This is a genomic window from Aquipseudomonas ullengensis, assembly GCF_014174475.1.
Classification (GTDB): domain Bacteria; phylum Pseudomonadota; class Gammaproteobacteria; order Pseudomonadales; family Pseudomonadaceae; genus Aquipseudomonas; species Aquipseudomonas ullengensis.
Window position 1 is genome coordinate 140,990 of the sequence record NZ_JACJUD010000007.1, and the last position, 17,082, is coordinate 158,071.

The window sequence follows — 17,082 nt, forward strand, 5'->3', positions numbered from 1 at the left end:
AGGCGGCTTATGTCACGCACTGAGGCAATGAACATGCCCGAACAAACCGCGCGCAAGGTGCTGGTCACCCAGCGCTTCTTCGATCCCGAAAGCCTGGCCTACCTGCGTAGCCAGGGTTGTGAGGTGCACATCGCCGAGCTGGCCGAAGGGCAGGGTGACGGCGATCTGAGCCAGGAACAGTTGCTGGCCCTGCTGGTTGATGTTGATGCCTGGATCGTCGGCCACGCCTGGATTACCGCCGAGCTGCTGGCACAGCTACCGCGCTTGCAGGTTATTGCCCGGCGCGGCGTGGGGTACGAACGCGTGGATGTGGACGCGGTGCGCTCCAGCGGCAAGGTGGCGACCATTGCTGTCGGCGGTAACGACGCCAGCGTTGCCGACCATGCCCTGGCCATGATGCTGGCCTTGGGCCGGCGCCTGGGTGACTCGAAGGCGCGCATGGTCAGCGGTGACTGGGCCATCGCCCTGGGCAGCGATCTGTATGGCAAGACCGTCGGAATCATCGGCCTGGGGCGCATTGGTCGTGGTGTTGCCAAGCGCCTTGCTGGCTTCGATGCCCGCGTGCTGGCGTACTCGCCGCATCCGGACTGGAACTACGGGCGAGAGGCGGGCGTGACCTACGTCGATCTCACCACCCTACTGGTCGAGAGCGATTACGTAACACTGCATGCACCGCTGCAGGACGGCACGCGCTTTCTCATCGACGCGCTTGCCCTTAGCCGAATGAAGTCCACGGCCGTTCTGATCAATACCGCCCGTGGTGGCCTGGTCGACGACCGCGCTCTGCTGGAGGCGCTTCTGGATGAAACCATCGCCGGTGCTGGCCTGGATGTCTTTCTTAGCGAAACCGATCCGACCTACCGCGCCACCACCGAGGCGCTGCTGGCCCTGCCGAATGTGGTAGCGACCCCGCACAGCGGCGCTTCAACCCACGAAGGGCTGCAGCGCACCAACCTGATCGCTGCCCAGTGCGCGGTGGCGGTACTCGATGGCGCCACGCCGCCGGCGTCCTGTGTCATCGCCGATGGGCGTGGCCACGGCGCGGGAGGGCAGTGACCATGCAGGCGCGCCCGAGGACCCTCTACGAGAAGCACATCGACTCGCATACCGTCTGCGCCCTCGACGACCACGGTCATGTGCTGCTGTACATCGACCGCCAGGTGGCCAACGAGTACACCAGTCCACAGGCCTTCAGTGGTCTGCGCGAGGCCGGTCGCACGGTCTGGCGGCCGTCCGCCACGCTGTGCGTGGTCGACCACGTCAACCCCACCGCACCGGAGCGCATCGCTGCGATGCCGGACGCCGGCGGCGCGCGGCAGGTCTCCTACTTCGAACAGAACTGCCGTGACTTCGGCCTGGAGTTGTTCGACGTGCTGGATAAGCGCCAGGGTATCGAACACGTGGTGGCGCCCGAGCAGGGGTTCATCCTGCCCGGCATGGTGGTGGCCGCCGGCGACAGCCACACCACCACCTACGGCGCGTTGGGTGCCTTTGGTTTCGGCATCGGTACCTCCGAGATCGAGCACCTACTGGCCACCCAGACCCTGGTGTACAAGAAGCTGCGCAGTATGCGTGTGACCGTGCAGGGCGAACTGGGCCACGGGGTGACCTCCAAGGACATCATCATGGCGCTGATCCAACGCATCGGCGCCTCGGGTGCCACTGGCTTCGCCATCGAGTTCTGCGGGCCGACCATCGCCGCGCTGAGCGTCGAGGCGCGCATGACCATCTGCAACATGGCGGTCGAGGCCGGTGCCCGCGGTGCCTTCATGGCGCCAGACGACAAGGTATTCGCCTATCTGAAAGACAAACCGCGGGTGCCACAGGCGGCGCTCTGGGAACAGGCCGTAGCGTGTTGGCGCGAGCTGTACAGCGACCTGGGCGCGCAGTACGACGTCTACGTGGAGTTGGACGCCGCTGAGCTGCAGCCGATGGTGACCTGGGGTACCAGCCCCGACCAGGCCGCCGCCATCGGCGAACGGGTGCCTGACCCGCTGCAGGAGCCGGACCTTATTCGCCGTCAGGATCTGCAGCGCGCCCTGCGCTACATGGGCCTGGAGGCCGGCGAGCGGCTGGAGCAGATTCGCATCAGCCACGCCTTCATCGGTTCCTGCACCAATGCTCGGATCGAGGACCTGCGCGACGCGGCGCGGGTGGTGCGTGGGCGCACGGTTGCCGCGCATGTGCGGGCGATGATCGTGCCTGGTTCCACGCAGGTGCGCGACCAGGCCGAAGCCGAAGGCCTGGCACAGGTATTCCGCGATGCCGGCTTCGAGTGGCGGCAGTCCGGATGCTCGATGTGCCTGGCGATGAACGACGACGTGCTGGCGCCGGGCGACCGCTGCGCCTCCAGCACCAACCGCAACTTCGAGGGCCGTCAGGGCGCGGGCGCACGGACTCATCTGATGAGCCCGGCCATGGTCGCCGCCGCGGCTGTCGCTGGGCATCTGATCGATGTCCGCAGCCTGTCTCTGGAGAGCTGATATGCAGCCGTTCACTACTATCAGCGGCATCGCCGCTCCCATGCTGGCCGCCCACGTGGACACCGATGTGATCATGCCCAAGCAGTTCCTCAAGGGTATTGATCGCAGCGGCTTGGATCGTGGTTTGTTCTTTGACCTGCGCTTTCTGGAGGGCGGGGCGCCCAACCCTGAGTTTGTACTCAACCAGGCTCCCTGGAACCAGGCGAGCTTCCTGGTCGTGGGGCCGAACTTTGGCTGCGGTTCCAGCCGCGAGCATGCGGTATGGGGGCTCAAGCAGCTGGGGTTTCGTGCGCTCATCGGCACCAGCTTCGCCGGCATCTTCTTCGACAACTGCCAGCGCAACGGCGTGTTGCTGATCCAGCTCGACGACAGCGAGTTGCAGCAGGTCGGACGTGCAGTAAGCCAGCCTGACAGTGCACAAATAGGTGTCGACCTGGAGCGACAGCAGATTCGCCTGAGCGATGGCAGCTGCATCGGTTTTGAGATCGAGCCATTGCGCAAGGAAGCCCTGTTGCTGGGATTGGACGCCATTGGCAGCACCCTGCAACGCACAGCCCAGATACGCAAGTTCGAAGCTGGGCACCTGCGCGCCAATCCCTGGTTGGCCTGAGTGTCGACCCACCCGTACGGTCCCGCGAGCGGGGCGTACCGCCATGACAAAAAAGAGAGGAGCTCGTATGAGCAAATTGACCCTGGCCAGGCGCCTCGCACGTTACGCCTGCGAACTAGTGGCGGATGAGATACCCGAACAGGTGGTGTCCTGCGTTCGTCGCCGCTTTCTCGATAGCCTGGCCTGTGCCCTCGGGGCCAATGAGGCGGGGCCCGTCAAGGCCGCCATCGCGCTGGCAGCGCAGACCCCACAGCCAGCGTCGAGCGTGTTTGGCACCGGGCTACGGACGACTCCAGAGCTGGCCGCCTTCGCCAACGGCACCATGGTTCGTTTTCTGGATTACAACGATGGCTACATGGGGCTCGAGCCGGGCCATCCAAGCGACAACATTCCCGGCTGCCTGGCGCTAGCAGAGGCTGAAGGGGCGAGTGGTCGAGAGCTGATCGCGGCCATCGTCGTCGCCTACGAAATCCAGATGCGACTGCAGGATGCGGCCAGCCTCAACAAACGCGGCTGGGACCACGTGAACTACATCAACGTCGCCATGGCGGCGGCCGCTTCCCGGCTGCTAAAGCTGGACGAGGCGCGCACCGAACAGGCGATCAACATTGCCCTCAGCGCGCATCTGGCTATGCGCCAAGTGCGCTCCGGGGCGCTCTCGGACTGGAAAGGTTGCTCGGCTGCCAACGCGGCGCGCAATGCGATCTTTGCGGCAAACCTGGCGCGCCACGGCATGACCGGCCCATCGCCGGTATTCGAGGGCGAGATGGGATTGTTCAAGCAGGTCACGGGTGAGTTCGAGCTTGACGTGGATAGCTTCGGCAGCGCCGACAATGGTCGCTTCGCCATCCTCAAATCACTGACCAAGACCTTCCCCACCAATGGTGAGCTACACACTGCGGTGTGGGCGGGAATTGACCTCAGGGAGCGCATCGCCGACCTGAGCACGGTGGAAGCCATCCACATCGAAACCTCGGAATTCAACCGCCGTGTGCTGGCTGACTCCCCCGAAAAATGGCGTCCTCGCACACGGGAAACGGCAGATCACAGCCTGCCCTACAACGTGGCTCGCGCGTTACTGGATGGTGACATCACGCTGGCGTCCTATTCGGAAGAGCAGATCGCCGACCCGCGTGCGATCGCACTGATGAAATGCACGACGGTGAGTGAGGATCCTGGGCTGACGAAGCTCTTCCCCAGGTATCTGGCGAACCGGGTGACCGTGACGCTGATATCGGGCGAGGAGCTCAGTAGCGAAATGATCAGCGGGCCCGGCTCGCTTGAAACACCGATGAGCGATGCCGACTTCGAGCGCAAGTTCTGCAAGATGGCGCAGCCGCATATCAGCTGTGCTGCCCAGAACGAGGTACTGGCGTTCATCTCAGGCCTTGAGCGTCAGACGAGTTATGCGCCGCTATTTAGGGCAATGTCCACGCTGCTGATATAGCTGCGGGTTACGTCCATGCCATAAGCAGCCGGTTCCTCACCTAGTGATTTTTAGAGCCCGCAAGAGAGGAGCGTCTGTTTGGCTACGCATGTGTCTGGATTGTTTACGGACGAAAAGTTTACGTATCGCCTCTGAGGGTAAGGGAGGCCTAAGGTCAGCACATCGCAATCATCGGAGGCTGCCATGATCCTGCTGAACTCGCTGACTGAATATGTCGTCGTGATGGGTCTTTTATTGTTGATGGTGGGCTTGGCTCGCCTGGCCTACGGCGGTGAACCGACCTGATTCAACGCTGCCTTGGATCAGGTGATCGAATGCTTGGCACCATATTCAACCTGGTGATCCTGCTGATACAGATTTATCTACTGGTACGTGGCGCTGTGGTGTTCTTCGAGGCGGGGTTTGTGGCGGCGTAAGCGTTTGTGTTGTTGGCGGAGATTTTTCCCTGGCCAAGAGCCGAGTACTGGTCGAGTAGTCATAGCCGGTACGGATCCACCTTCCACCATCCCGGTAGCAGGTCCTTGACCTTGCTCTGTCCAAAGCGGTCATCCAGCAGATAGACCACGCCGTGATCGGAAGTGGTGCGAATGACTCGTCCTGCCGCCTGCACTACCTTCTGCATGCCGGGATAGAGATAGGCGTAGTCGTAGCCATTCTCCTCGCCGAACATCTGCTGCATGCGCGCTTTGACTTCTTCGTTGATCGCGTTGATCTGTGGCAGGCCGAGGGTGGCAATGAAGGCGCCGATCAGACGCTTGCCGGGCAGGTCGATCCCTTCACCAAACGCTCCACCCAGCACAGCAAAACCGATGCCCTCGGAGTGGATCGTGAAGCTGTCGAGAAAGGCCTGGCGCTCACCTTCATTCATGCTGCGTGTCTGCACGCTGCTCGGAATCTCTGGATACAACGTCATGAACAGTTCACGCACCTGCTGCAGGTAGGCATAGCTGCTGAAGAAGGCCAGGTAGTTGCCCGGGGCGCTGCGGTACTGCTCGGCCATCAGCCGGCAGATCGGGGCAAGGCTGGACTCGCGGTGCTGGTAGCGGGTCGACAGGTTGCGCACCACGCGCACGGCCAGCTGCTCGGCTAAGAAGGGCGACTCCACATCGATCCATTGGGTTTCCTCAGGCAGCCCCAGCAGATCCTGGTAGTACCGGGCCGGTCGCAGCGTCGCGGAGAACAGGGTGGTGGTGTGGGCGTCGCTGAAGCGGCTGGCGAGAAAGGGCGCCGGCACGATGTTGCGCAGGCACAACGTGGAGTGTTCACCAATGGCCTGGGTGTCCTGGCGGGTGACATCGAACAGCGAGTGCGGCCCATAAGCCTCGCTCAGCCGGCAGAACAGCATGGCATTCAGATAGAACTGCAGCAGCAGACGATCTTGGCCGCTGGGGTAGTCCGTCAGGTGATCGGTGATGGCGCTGACGGCTCGCTGCAGCGCCGCCACAAGCAGGTCCGGCACGACGGGATGGATCTGGTAGTCGGCGTGCTGCACCTGGTTGAGTTGCTCCCAATGCCGGCTGACGCGCTGCAGCACGCTGCGCAGACCTGGGGGTGTGATCCGGCACAGCTCATGAAACTCTTCTTGATCGAGTTCGGCGGTGTACATGCCCCGCGCGCGTTCGACCAGGTTGTGGGCTTCGTCGACCAGCACGGCCACGCGCCATTCGTTGACCTGGGCGAGGCCGTAGAGCAGGGCGCCCATGTCGAAGTAGTAGTTGTAATCGCAGACCACCACATCGACCCAGCGGCACAGCTCCTGGCTCAGGTAGTAGGGGCATACCTGATGAGCGAGGGCAATGCTGCGCACCTGCTCCTGGGTCAGCCAGCTCTGCCGCAGCGCTGCCTCGCGGGCTGCAGGCAAACGGTTGTAGAAACCCTTGGCCAGCGGGCAGGACTCGCCGTGGCAGCTCTTGTCGGGGTGCTCGCAGGCTTTGTCGCGGGCGACATGCTCCAACACGCGAAGCGGGATGGCATCGTTTCCTTTGCGCAGACTGTGCAGGGCGTCCAGCGCCAGGCGCCGACCGGGCGTCTTGGCCGTGAGAAAAAACAGCCGATCCAGTTGCTGGCCCGGCATGGCCTTGAGCTGAGGGAAGAGGGTGCCCAGCGTCTTGCCAATACCGGTCGTGGCCTGTGCCATGAGGGTATGGCCATCACGGGCGCTGCGATACACCGCTTCGGCCAACTGGCGTTGCCCACGGCGAAAATCGGGGTAGGGAAAGCGCAGCGTATCCAAGTAGGTATCGCGTATTTTGCGATGGGCTTCTTCCTGCTGCGCCCAGACCAGAAAGCGCTGACACTGCCGCTCGAAAAACTGCTGCAGATCGGCGGCACTCATCACTTCGATGAAGGCATTCTCGGTGTGGGTGAGCACGTTGAAGTAAACGACGGCCAGCTCCACCTCCTGCAGATCCAACTGCTGGCAGAGCAACCAGCCATAGACCTTCACCTGCGCCCAGTGCAGGGCTCGGTGGTTAGCCGGGATGCGGCTGATATCGCCCCGATGGGTTTTGATTTCTTCGAGACGATTGCGCTCTGGGTCATAGCCGTCGGCGCGACCACTGACCAACAGTCCGGGGTAGCTGCCGCTCAGTGGCAGTTCGGCGAGGTAGTCAGAACCGCGGCGGCCCACCACGGTCTGGTGGCCGGCGATGCCTTCCTGAGCCGTAGGTGAGGGTGTGAAACGCAGATCGAGATCGCCCTCCTTGGCGGTGAATTCGCAGAGGGCACGTACCGCCACTGCGTAGGTCATGCCGCGTCCCAGTTCACGTAACAGACCTCGACCGGAATGCCATGCTCGGCGGCAAACGCCAGCCAGCGCTTCTGGTTGTCCTGCAGGCGGTCGCCAGGGCCTTTCACCTCGATCATCCGATAGCGTCGTTCGGCCGGGAAGAACTGGATCAGGTCGGGCATGCCGGCGCGGTTGGCTTTGATGTCCAGGAGCAGACGGGCAAAACAGGTCTGCAGGTGCTGCGCCGGAATGCAGTGCAGCGCCATCTCCAGGAGCGGTTCATCGAGCAACGTCCAGAACACGAAGGGTGACTGGGTGCCGACCTTCTCGCGGTAGCGCTGCAGGATCAGTTGTGGGTAGTCGGGCTGCTGCAAACGAGCCAGGCACTCATCGAATAACGCCTGGCGGCGGGCGTAGAAGTCCGCACTGTAGAGATCCACTGGGCCACTGTGGAATGGATGGAAAAAGGCGCCGGGTAATGGCGCGAAAATCGCGTCCCAGCACAATAAGCCGAACAAACTGCACAGCAGAGTGTTCTCCACGTAGTGCACGGGAGCTTGTTCTGTACTGAAGTGATCGCGCACGGCGACCTCTACGCTGCCATGCCCAGGCACGGGCAAGGTCAGCGCGATACATGATGGTTCGACTGCCTTTAGCCGCTTCGCCACTGGTAAGCCCAACTTGCGCTGCAGGCGGGACAGGGCGCGCTCGAGCCGCTGACTTTCTTCATCACTTTTGGGCAATGCGCTGAATGCCAATGCCTGCTCATGGGCGTCAGCATCGCGGCCCAGTTGCTCCAGTACACGAATCTGCCGCCAGCGGGCCTGGGTGTATTCGCTGCGTTGATAAACGGCCAGCGCCTGCTCAAACTCGCCGCACTTCTCCAGGTGCTGGGCAATGTGGAACAGCTGCTTTGATTGGCGACTGCTCAGATACGGATTGTCAGAGGAGAAGCTCAACAGCGGCGGCAGTACAGCTTCCGCTGCCTCACCTTCCTCGAAGCGAATCCGCAGTTCGCGCAAGTACAGGTAGTCCTCTAGATCCTGTCGACATCGAAAACCACGAGACTCCGGGCTGATGTCCACCGACTCGTACCGATAGATGCCCAGGTCTGCCAGCACGAACTCGGACCAGTCCTGAGCCAGATTGCCGAAAAACATCAGGCGCAGGCGGTTGCACAACTCATCGACTTTCAGGCTCAGTAGTTGATCATTCAGGGCCGGGCACCAGGCTGTGAAGGGTTGTGCAGGTAAATCCTGAGTCAGCAGCTGCTCCAGTAACTCGGTCTTCTTCTGCGAGCTGCGCCGATCCAGCAGTGGCAGATGGGCCAGCAGCTCGTCTTTGCGTAACAGCTCGGCAACTTCCACCGCAGTGAGCGGCGCCTGCTCGCTGACCCAGTCGTGTTCAAGCAAGGGGAGAGCAGCATCCTTACAATCGCCGATCTCGGGATAGTCGAGTTTGCTCAGGCGAAAATGGCAGCCCCGGCGCATGATCATGCGCACCAAGAGTGCCTGCGCTCGCCACTCCACCGCCTCGAAATTGCTGATGAAGGTCAGCTCCTCCGTAGTCAGCAAATCGGCATAACGCTCGCCCACCCAGGCGAGCGCGGTGCGGAAGTTGTTGAGGTAGTAGAACTCGGAAGGAAGCAGGGTGTGCATAGCGGCAATCACTGTATTCTTGTACAGGATTGTCCGCTTTGAGGCCGGGGCGATCAACTGTCAGAGGTTGTAGCCATTCTCAGTGCAATGAGCAGTTGGAAGCAGAGGCCAATTGGGTTCGTCTAGAAAACTCGGGGCAATTCAGTGATGCCAATGACTCCTGTGGGCCGTCGCGCGCTAACTGCTGAACGATATCTCTATCAGTAGGAGCTTGGCTTACAGGATAAATCCAGAATTTTGAATGTTATCTAGTGGTATCTGCGAGTAAACCGTGGATTTATGAGGTTACGTTCCTATCCATGGCTTTATTTAACTCTATAATTCTAGATGTTAAATGCGAATTTATGGTTTAAAGCCCAATATGATGAATTTAGGCATTATCAAGCCGGATGAAGTCGTCAAGCTGCTCTGTGCTCGACTGCGCCAGGAGCGTCTGTCCCAGCAGATGACACAGGCCGAAGTGGCTGCCCGTGCTGGCATCGGGGTTGGCACTCTGTCCAATCTAGAGGCGGGGCGCAGCGTGGCATTCGACAGCGTGATTCGGGTGGCCATGGTATTGGGGCGTCTTAACGAACTGGAGCAGTTGTTCATGCCGCGACTGGACAGCCTTGACGACATTCTCCGTTATGAGCAGGGCGCTCAGCGTCAGCGTGTCAAAAGGAAGTCCGACAATGCCTAAGCGAGTCGACGTCTACTACGACGGATGGGGGGAGCATTGGCGCTGGGGTTCGCTCGTGTCCTCGACCGCGCTCACCGGGCGCCCGCTTATTGCCTTTGAGTACAGCGAAGAGGCATTGGCGCGGGGGTTGGAGCTGTCGGCCCTGCGGCTGCCCCTGAATGGGCCAAGGCTGCGCAAGGAGTTTCCCGCTCATCAGCTGTGGTTACCCGGGCCGGTCTATGACTCGTTGCCTGACGGTTGGGGCATGCTACTGATGGATCGCCTGTTCAAGCGCCGTGGTCTCAACCCAGCACACATCGGTCCTTTGGAGCGTCTGGCTTACATCGGTCCCCATGCCATGGGGGCAATGTCGTTCGAACCTGTGGCGCCGGAACTGTCCGCATCGCCCGGAGAGATTGCCCTTGAGAAGTTGGCTGCGGAAGTCCAGGACGTGCTCAAAGGTGAGGGTGGTGAGTTCCTGCAGCAATTGCTGCTAATGGGCGGTTCACCACACGGCGCGCGACCGAAAGCATTGCTCTATCGCGATCTTGCGCACGGCCGCTTCAGCACGGCGGCTGCACCTGGCCTGGAAGCCTGGTTGGTCAAATTCCCCGCGGCGCGTGAGCATCCTGAGGTATGCGCCATCGAAGCCGTCTACGCGCAGTGCCTGCGCGAATGCGCTATTGAAACCCCGGATACTGAATACTTTGAGTTGCCGAATGGGCAGGCTGCCTTCGCCACCCGGAGATTCGATCGGCAAGAGGGTATGCGTGTCCCTATGCAAAGCCTCGCTGCTTTTACCGGCGCGGACTTCCGTGCCGCCGGTGCGCTGGATTACACCAATTTCCTACGGGCGACCCAGTTCTGCTGCAATGACGTGCGGGAGAAGGCGATCGCTTTCGAGCGGATCGTGTTCAACGTGGTGTTTAACAACCGAGACGATCACCCCAAGAATTTTGCCTATCTCATGTCTTCGAGCGGCCAATGGAGGCTAGCTCCGGCTTATGACGTGACCTTCTGCGAAGGACCTGGTGGATATCACCAGATGGACGTGATGGGCGAGGCTCTTCGCATCACGCGCAAGCATCTGCTCAGGCTTGCAATTGAAGAGGCAGATATCTCTGCTAAGAACGCTGCCGAAATCATTGAGCGGATCTGCACTATAGCCAGCGGTTTTGCGGAGAGTGCTAGGCGTCAGTTCTCCAGTGGTATAACCCGGGACACCTTGCGAACGATTCAGGCGCGTATTGATGCGAACATCGCGGGACTAAGTTAAATCTCGCCAGAACGTACTGTATCCGGAGGCGGTTTTGAGTTGAGGGCTCTCCAGCCACAGCTCTCCAGTGTTTCCGGGAGGAGATCGACGATAACGTCTCCACTGTCTGCCTCTGCGTTTTCACTTTTGTGATCAATAAAAAAACCGCCCCATAGGGCGGTTTTTTATGTGGCTCGGCAAGCTTAGCCGCCGAGATACGCGTCGCGTACTTTGGGGTCGGTCAGGAGGGCTTCGCCGGTGCCTTGCATGACGATGTGGCCGTTCTCCAGAACGTAGGCGCGGTCGGCTAGCTTGAGCGCCTGGTTGGCGTTTTGCTCGACCAGGAACACGGTCACGCCATCGCGGCGCAGTTGTTCGATGATGTCGAAGATCTGCTGGATGATGATCGGTGCCAGGCCCAGGGAGGGTTCGTCGAGCAGCAGCAGCTTGGGCTTGCTCATCAGCGCGCGGCCGATAGCGAGCATCTGCTGTTCGCCGCCAGACATGGTGCCGGCGCGCTGTTCGAAGCGTTCCTTGAGGCGCGGGAACAGGTGCAGGACCTTGTCCATCTGCTCCTGATAGTCGGCTTTTTCGGTGAAGAAGCCGCCCATGGCCAGGTTTTCTTCGACGGTCAGGCGGGCGAACACGCGACGGCCTTCCGGCACGACGGCGATGCTCTTGCGCATGATGTCGCAGGATTCCTGGCCGACCAGTTCCTCGCCCATGTAGCGGATGCTGCCGCTGGCTGCGCGCGGCGAGCCGCACAGGGTCATCAGCAGGGTCGACTTGCCGGCGCCGTTGGCGCCGATCAGGGTGACGATTTCACCTTGCTGCACTTCGATGCTGACATCGTGCAGCGCCTGGATCTTGCCGTAGAAGGTGGAGACGTTGTTGAAACTGAGCATTACGCTTCCCCCAGGTAGGCTTTGATCACGTCCGGGTTGTTGCGGATCTGCTCCGGTGTGCCGTCCGCCAGGGGGGTTCCCTGGTTGATCACGTAGATGTGGTCGGAAATGCTCATGACCAGTTTCATGTCGTGTTCGATCAGCAGCACGGTCACGTCATGCTTGTCGCGCAGCAGGGCGATCAACGCCTTGAGGTCTTCGGTCTCGCGCGGGTTGAGGCCGGCCGCAGGCTCGTCGAGCATGAGGATGCGCGGACGCGTCATCATGCAGCGGGCGATTTCCAGGCGACGTTGCTGGCCGTAGGCGAGGGTGCCGGCAGGGCGGTTGGCGACGTCGGTCAGGTTGACCTGTTCCAGCCAGTGCGCGGCGTATTCCATGGCGGCTTTTTCGCTGCGGCGGAAGGCCGGTGTTTTTAGCAAGCCAGCGATGAAGTTGGTGTTGAGGTGGCGGTGCTGGGCGACCAGCAGGTTTTCTACCGCGGTCATTTCCTTGAACAGGCGAACGTTCTGGAAGGTGCGCACCACGCCTTTGCGGGCGATCAGGTGGCCGGGCAGGTTCTGCACCGGCTCGTCGTCGAGCAGGATGACCCCGCCAGTTGGCTGATAGAAACCGGTCAGGCAGTTGAACACGGTGGTCTTGCCGGCGCCGTTGGGGCCAATCATCGACACGACCTGCTTGGGCTGGACCGACAGGGCGACATTGTTGACGGCCAGCAGGCCGCCGAAGCGCATGGTCAGCCCGCTGACTTCAAGAATCGGGCGGCTCATGGTTTCAACTCCAGGTGCGGACGCTGCATGGGCAACAGGCCTTGCGGGCGCCAGATCATCATCAGAACCATCAGGGCACCGAAGAACAGCATGCGGTACTCGCTGAACTCACGCATCAGCTCCGGCAGCAGGATCATCACTACGGCGGCGAGGATGATGCCCAGCTGCGAACCCATGCCGCCGAGGACGACGATGGCGAGGATGATGGCTGACTCGATGAAGGTGAAGGATTCCGGGGTAACCAGGCCCTGACGCGCGGCGAAGAAGCTGCCGGCGAAACCGGCGAAGCAGGCGCCGAGGGTGAAGGCGGAGAGCTTGATCACGGTGGGGTTCATACCCAGTGCGCGGCAGGCGATCTCGTCTTCACGCAGGGCTTCCCAGGCGCGGCCGATGGGCATGCGCAGCAGGCGGTTGATCACGAACAGGGCCAGCAGGGCGAGCAGCAGGGCGATCAGGTAGAGGAAGATCACCTTGTTGATGCCGTTGTAGGCGATGCCGAAGAACTCGTGGAAGGTCTGCATGCCTTCAGCGGCGCGGCGCTCGAACGACAGGCCGAACAGGGTCGGTTTGTCGATGTTGCTGATGCCGTTGGGGCCGCCGGTTAGCTCGGTCATGTTGCGCAGCAGGATGCGGATGATCTCGCCGAAGCCGAGAGTGACGATGGCCAGGTAATCACCGCGCAGGCGCAGCACCGGGAAGCCGAGGATGAAGCCGAAGAAGGCCGCCATCAGGCCGGCGATCGGCAGGCACACCCAGAAACCCAGGCCGTAGTAGTGCGAGAGCAGCGCATAGCTGTAGGCGCCGACGGCGTAGAAGCCGACGTAACCGAGGTCGAGCAGGCCCGCCAGGCCGACCACGATGTTCAGGCCCAGGCCGAGCATCACGTAGATCAGGATCAGCGTGGCGATGTCCACCGCGCCGCGGCTGCCGAAGAACGGCCAGGCCAGGCCGACCACGATCAGGGCGAGGATGATCCAGCGCTGGGTGGAGGGCAGGGTGAGGAAGTTGCTCGCCTTGCTCGGCACCGCCGGCAGTTTCGGGGCGCTGGCCCAGGCACTGCCAATTTGGTCGCGGAACAGTTGCCAGACGAACATGGTGATCGCCGCGATGGTGATGCTCCACAGCACGTCTGCGCTGGCGCCGTGTACTTCGAGCTTGATGCCGACCGTGGTCAGCTTCAGGCCGAGTACCGGATAGGCCACGGCCAGTACCAGCAGGGCGCTGAAGAAGGCCGTCTTGAGGTTTTTGCGAATAGCGGAACTCATACTTTTTCAACCTCCGGGCGGCCCAGGATGCCGGTCGGCCGGAACAGCAGCACCAGAACCAGCAGGCCGAAGGCCACCACGTCCTTGTACTGGTCACCGAACAGGTCTGCACCGAAGGCTTCGGCCACACCGAGCACCAGGCCACCGAGCATGGCGCCCGGGATGCTGCCGATCCCGCCGAGTACGGCGGCAGTGAAGGCCTTGATCCCGGCGAGGAAGCCGATATGCGGGTTGATAACCCCGTATTGCATGCCCAGCAGCACCGCGGCAACGGCAGCCAGGGTGGCGCCGATGACGAAGGTCAGGGCAATGATGTTGTTGGTGTTGATCCCCAGCAGGTTGGCCATCTTGATGTCTTCCGCACAGGCGCGGCAGGCGCGGCCGAGGCGGGAGCGGGTGATGAAGAGGGTCAGGCCGTACATCACCAGGATGGTGACGATGAAGATCAGCACTTGCATGTAGGAGATCGTCACGCTGTTCATGGCGCTCTCCCCGAATACGAAGTTCCCCGGAATCAGGTTAGGGATGGCTTTGTCTTTGGAGTCCTGGGCCAGCAGAACCTCGTTCTGCAGGAAGATCGACATGCCGATCGCCGAAATCAGCGGGATCAGGCGATTGCTGCCGCGCAAGGGTCGGTAGGCCACCCGTTCGATGCTGTAGCCATAGGCGCTGGCGACGATGATGCTGGCGGCGAAGGCGCCGATGATCAGGATCGGCAGGCTGTCGAGGCCCAGCATGGTGAGCCCGGCGATGACGATGAAGGCTACATAGGAGCCCAACATGTACACCTCGCCGTGGGCGAAGTTGATCATGCCGATGATGCCGTAAACCATGGTGTAGCCGATGGCGATCAGGGCATAGGTACTGCCAACGGTCAGGCCGTTGATCAGCTGTTGCAGGTAGTGATAGAGATCAGGCATTACCCAACTCCTCGGGACATCGCGTACAGCAGCGCTTGTGGCGCGGCGGATACCCGGAAAACTCAATAAAACAAAGCCCACTGCTCGCGCAGTGGGCTCTGGGTTTCAGGCAGGAAGCTTACTTGGCTTCGGTCTTGGTACCGTCCTGGTGCCACTCGTAAACCACGAAGCTGAAGTCTTTCAGGTCACCCTTGTCGTCGAAGCCGAGGCTGCCGGTCGGGGTTTCGAAGCTGTTGGCGCGCAGGGCTGCGGCCACTTTGGCGGTGTCGGTGTCGCCGGCTTTCTTGATGCCTTCGGCAATGACTTGCACGGCAGCGTAAGCCGGGAATACGAACGGGCCGCTCGGGTCCTGGTTCTTGGCCTTGAAGGCGTCAACCAGTGCCTGGTTTTTCGGATCCTGGTCGAAGGACTTCGGCAGGGTTACCAGCAGACCTTCGGAAGCCGGACCGGCGATGGCGGAGATTTCCTTGTTGCCGACGCCTTCAGGGCCCATGAACTTGATGTTCAGGCCTTTCTCTTTGGTCTGACGCAGCAGCAGACCCAGTTCCGGGTGGTAGCCACCGTAGTAGACGAAGTCGACGTTGGCTTGCTTGAGCTTGGCGATCAGTGCGGAGAAGTCCTTGTCGCCGGCGTTGATGCCTTCGAACAGGGCAACCTTGGTGCCTTTGCCTTCCAGGGTCTGCTTGACGGCGGTGGCGATGCCTTCACCGTACTGCTGTTTGTCGTGGATCACGGCAACGGTTTTCGGCTTGACGTGGTCGGCAATGAAGTTGCCGGCGGTCGGGCCTTGCAGGCTGTCGAGGCCGATGGTGCGGAACACCAGTTGGTAGCCACGAGCAGTGATGTCCGGGCTGGTGGAGGCCGCGGTAATCATCAGGATGCCTTCGTCTTCGTAAATGTCGGACGCTGGCTGAGTGGAGCTGGAGCACAGGTGGCCAACCACGAATTTCACTTCGTCGTTGACGATTTTGTTGGCTACGGCAACGGCTTGCTTCGGATCACAGGCGTCGTCGTATTTCACGCCTTCGAGCTTGGCGCCGTTCACGCCGCCAGCCTTGTTGATCTGCTCGATGGCCATTTCGGCGCCGATGAACTGCATCTCGCCGTATTGGGCGACGGCGCCGGTTACCGGGCCGGCCAGGGCGATCTTGATGGTGTCAGCAGCCATTGAGTAGCTGGCAACGCCAGCCAGGGCCATGGCGGCGAACAGCTTGGAAACTTGCTTGCTAGCCTTGTTCATAGTGCTCCACTCTTTATTAGTGTTTTCGTTGTTTTAATCCATGCGGCCAAAGCTGCAGGACCGGATCAGTTACCCCGGCCATACCCCCGCAACTGTACCGGCACAGTGTAGAACTCCGTTTCGCGGCTTGAAAAGCAGGCAGTTGGAGGCATGGAGGGGGTGTGTCGCTTAATTGAAATAAACGTACAGAATAACGGCGCGCTTTTTCAGTGACTGATGAGTCTTTGTAGCCGTGACTGTACGCGGGTTTGCCCGTGTCGGGGGCGGCGCTATCATGACGCCGCATTTCCCTTCGTATGTGTCTGGATACAGAGCAAACCATGACTGAACAACCTAGCACCCTCTATGCCAAGCTGCTTGGCGAAACCGCCCCGATCAGTTGGCAAGAGCTGCAGCCGTTCTTTGCCCGCGGTGCGCTGCTGTGGGTGGGCGCGGAGCTGGATTTGGTCGAAGTCGCTCAAGCCGTGGCTGAAGACGACCAGGGCAAAGTGGCCAATTGGCTCACAGCGGGTTCGCTGCGCAAGGTAGAAGCCGAGATTGCAGAGGACCTGTTGGCCCGCGATCCCAAACTGTGGGCGGTGGTAGTAGCGCCCTGGGTACTGGTCCAGGAGCGTGCTGGCGACGTGGTGCTGCACTGATACGGCGCGCGATCATCTTCGGCAGAGACGGTCTAGACTGAGCTTTTGCATTCAATCAAGGAGAGTCACCATGTTCGAGCCGGGTCACCTGCACCGCGCCAGCCTGCCTGGGCAGATCGATTTTTCCATCGATCTTTATTACGAGGTTCGCCGCGACCCCAAGGAAGGGCCGATGATGCACTTCCGCATGGAAGGACAAGTCGCAGGCAAGCCGTTCAAGGATGAGTTCGAACTGCACCGTGACACCGCGTTCAACTTCGCCAGCGTGGCGACGCGCACAGCGGCCAAGCATGGCCTGCCGACCAACCACAGCCTGATTATGCGCGGCCACACCGAGTTCGATCGCATGTTCGAGGATATTCGCGACAAGCTGGGCGCCAAGCCGGGCGAGACGGTGGATTTCGACCATCTGGAAAAAGACGGTTTGTAATCCTTCACCACAAAACCCCGGGCCAGTCCCGGGGTTTTGCATTTCACGGCAACGACGAAAGACGCTGCGGTTAAGATA

General features: G+C 61.1%; 15 protein-coding genes. 8 read left to right on the forward strand and 7 right to left on the reverse strand.

The genetic code is table 11. From position 1 onward, the window contains the following. Positions 1 to 33: 33 nt before the first annotated feature. The 4 genes from H3H51_RS19025 to H3H51_RS19040 all read left to right on the forward strand — a co-directional run bounded on the left by H3H51_RS19025 (position 34) and on the right by H3H51_RS19040 (position 4,540). Positions 34 to 1,056 (forward strand): phosphoglycerate dehydrogenase, encoded by a 1,023-nt coding sequence (locus tag H3H51_RS19025; protein WP_183090653.1) that lies wholly within the window; start codon positions 34 to 36, stop codon positions 1,054 to 1,056. A 2-nt stretch (positions 1,057 to 1,058) separates the two neighbouring features. After that, positions 1,059 to 2,483, forward strand: coding sequence for a 3-isopropylmalate dehydratase large subunit (gene leuC, locus H3H51_RS19030; RefSeq protein ID WP_183090654.1), 1,425 nt, complete (start codon positions 1,059 to 1,061; stop codon positions 2,481 to 2,483). Between the two features lies 1 nt (position 2,484). After that, positions 2,485 to 3,093, forward strand: coding sequence for a 3-isopropylmalate dehydratase small subunit (gene leuD, locus H3H51_RS19035; RefSeq protein WP_183090655.1), 609 nt, complete (start codon positions 2,485 to 2,487; stop codon positions 3,091 to 3,093). Between the two features lie 67 nt (positions 3,094 to 3,160). Then, on the forward strand, positions 3,161 to 4,540 hold the full coding sequence (locus H3H51_RS19040; RefSeq protein WP_183090656.1) for an MmgE/PrpD family protein: 1,380 nt from the start codon (positions 3,161 to 3,163) through the stop codon (positions 4,538 to 4,540). A gap of 475 nt (positions 4,541 to 5,015) precedes the next feature. On the opposite strand, the gene H3H51_RS19045 is transcribed toward H3H51_RS19040, so the two are convergent. Next, positions 5,016 to 7,289 carry an ATP-dependent DNA helicase gene (locus H3H51_RS19045; RefSeq protein ID WP_183090657.1) on the reverse strand — a complete coding sequence of 758 codons (2,274 nt, stop codon included), beginning with the start codon at positions 7,287 to 7,289 and terminating at the stop codon, positions 5,016 to 5,018. Further along, the gene (locus H3H51_RS19050; RefSeq protein WP_407926522.1) at positions 7,286 to 8,983 is read right to left on the reverse strand and encodes a VRR-NUC domain-containing protein; all 1,698 of its coding nucleotides are present in this window, start codon (positions 8,981 to 8,983) and stop codon (positions 7,286 to 7,288) included. Before H3H51_RS19050 ends, H3H51_RS19045 begins: the two co-directional genes overlap by 4 nt. Before the next feature lie 304 nt (positions 8,984 to 9,287). Here H3H51_RS19050 and H3H51_RS19055 point away from each other — a divergent pair, with 304 nt between their 5' ends. Together H3H51_RS19055 and H3H51_RS19060 are read left to right on the forward strand one after the other, a co-directional pair. Then, positions 9,288 to 9,605 (forward strand): helix-turn-helix domain-containing protein, encoded by a 318-nt coding sequence (locus H3H51_RS19055; protein WP_183090792.1) that lies wholly within the window; start codon positions 9,288 to 9,290, stop codon positions 9,603 to 9,605. Next, on the forward strand, positions 9,598 to 10,860 hold the full coding sequence (locus H3H51_RS19060; RefSeq protein WP_183090658.1) for a type II toxin-antitoxin system HipA family toxin: 1,263 nt from the start codon (positions 9,598 to 9,600) through the stop codon (positions 10,858 to 10,860). Before H3H51_RS19055 ends, H3H51_RS19060 begins: the two co-directional genes overlap by 8 nt. A 182-nt stretch (positions 10,861 to 11,042) precedes the next feature. Here the strand turns inward: H3H51_RS19060 and H3H51_RS19065 are convergent, their stop codons facing one another. The 5 genes from H3H51_RS19065 to H3H51_RS19085 form a co-directional block, all read right to left on the reverse strand. Then, the gene (locus tag H3H51_RS19065; protein WP_183090659.1) at positions 11,043 to 11,744 is read right to left on the reverse strand and encodes an ABC transporter ATP-binding protein; all 702 of its coding nucleotides are present in this window, start codon (positions 11,742 to 11,744) and stop codon (positions 11,043 to 11,045) included. Further along, positions 11,744 to 12,511, reverse strand: a complete 768-nt coding sequence (livG, locus tag H3H51_RS19070) for a high-affinity branched-chain amino acid ABC transporter ATP-binding protein LivG (protein ID WP_183090660.1) — start codon at positions 12,509 to 12,511, stop codon at positions 11,744 to 11,746. The genes H3H51_RS19065 and livG overlap by 1 nt, the downstream gene beginning before the upstream one ends. Next, entirely contained in the window at positions 12,508 to 13,776 is a 1,269-nt protein-coding gene (locus H3H51_RS19075; protein WP_220791085.1) for a high-affinity branched-chain amino acid ABC transporter permease LivM, read from the reverse strand. The genes livG and H3H51_RS19075 overlap by 4 nt, the downstream gene beginning before the upstream one ends. Continuing rightward, positions 13,773 to 14,696, reverse strand: a complete 924-nt coding sequence (gene livH, locus H3H51_RS19080; RefSeq protein WP_183090661.1) for a high-affinity branched-chain amino acid ABC transporter permease LivH — start codon at positions 14,694 to 14,696, stop codon at positions 13,773 to 13,775. Before livH ends, H3H51_RS19075 begins: the two co-directional genes overlap by 4 nt. A 118-nt stretch (positions 14,697 to 14,814) precedes the next feature. Continuing rightward, positions 14,815 to 15,936, reverse strand: coding sequence for a branched-chain amino acid ABC transporter substrate-binding protein (locus H3H51_RS19085; protein ID WP_183090662.1), 1,122 nt, complete (start codon positions 15,934 to 15,936; stop codon positions 14,815 to 14,817). Positions 15,937 to 16,256: 320 nt separating this feature from the next. Between H3H51_RS19085 and H3H51_RS19090 the strand changes: the two genes are divergently transcribed. Together H3H51_RS19090 and H3H51_RS19095 are read left to right on the forward strand one after the other, a co-directional pair. Beyond that, positions 16,257 to 16,574 (forward strand): DUF2288 domain-containing protein, encoded by a 318-nt coding sequence (locus tag H3H51_RS19090; protein WP_183090663.1) that lies wholly within the window; start codon positions 16,257 to 16,259, stop codon positions 16,572 to 16,574. 70 nt (positions 16,575 to 16,644) lie between these two features. Continuing rightward, entirely contained in the window at positions 16,645 to 17,004 is a 360-nt protein-coding gene (locus H3H51_RS19095) for a DUF5064 family protein (protein WP_183090664.1), read from the forward strand. The last annotated feature ends 78 nt before the right edge of the window (positions 17,005 to 17,082 follow it).